The 569-nt window shown below is 67.0% G+C and carries 1 protein-coding gene; it reads left to right on the top strand.

Annotated elements, in window-relative coordinates; genetic code table 11:
- Positions 1-410 (top strand): enoyl-CoA hydratase/isomerase family protein (locus tag AC1DWF_RS37210; RefSeq protein WP_476843439.1); only part of this gene is annotated, 410 nt, incomplete at its 5' end.
- Between the last annotated feature and the right edge of the window lie 159 nt (positions 411-569).

Below are 569 nucleotides of genomic sequence, written 5' to 3'. Positions count from 1 at the left end.
TCGGCACCGAGAGCTGCGAGATGTTCATGCCGGCCGCGCGGATCGGCGTGCACTACTACCCCTCGGGCATGCAGCGCTATGCAAGCCGCCTCGGGCTGAACGCGGCGAAGAAGCTGTTCCTGACGGCGGAAAAGATCCTCGCGCCCGAGATGCTGGCGATCGGCTATCTCACCGAGATGGTGCCGGCCGATCAGCTGGACGCCCGCGTGGACGCACTGGCGACGCGGCTGGCCTCACTGGCGCCGCTCGCGGTGCAGGGGGTGAAGCGCAGCCTGAACGAGATCGCGCGGCAGGAGTTCGACAAGGCCGGCGCCCTCGCGCGCGCCAAGGCCAGCCAGAAGAGCGAGGACCTGAAGGAGGGGCTTGCGGCCTTCCGGGAGAAGCGGGCGCCGGTGTTCAAGGGACGGTAGGGCCAGTCCTGAACCGAGCCGTTGCTGAACAAGCGGCGTGATTTATTCTGGAAACGCATTCAACTGGACACGCCCCAGGATTGCCCTCATCCTCTTGAAGAAGCCGGGCCGGACTGAGCTCCTCGCTGGTCTTGCACCCGGGCGCAGGGGAGGGTGACG

This window comes from Aminobacter sp. P4_D5 (genome assembly GCF_056401815.1).
This window is presented reverse-complemented; position numbering and strand designations above follow the sequence as displayed.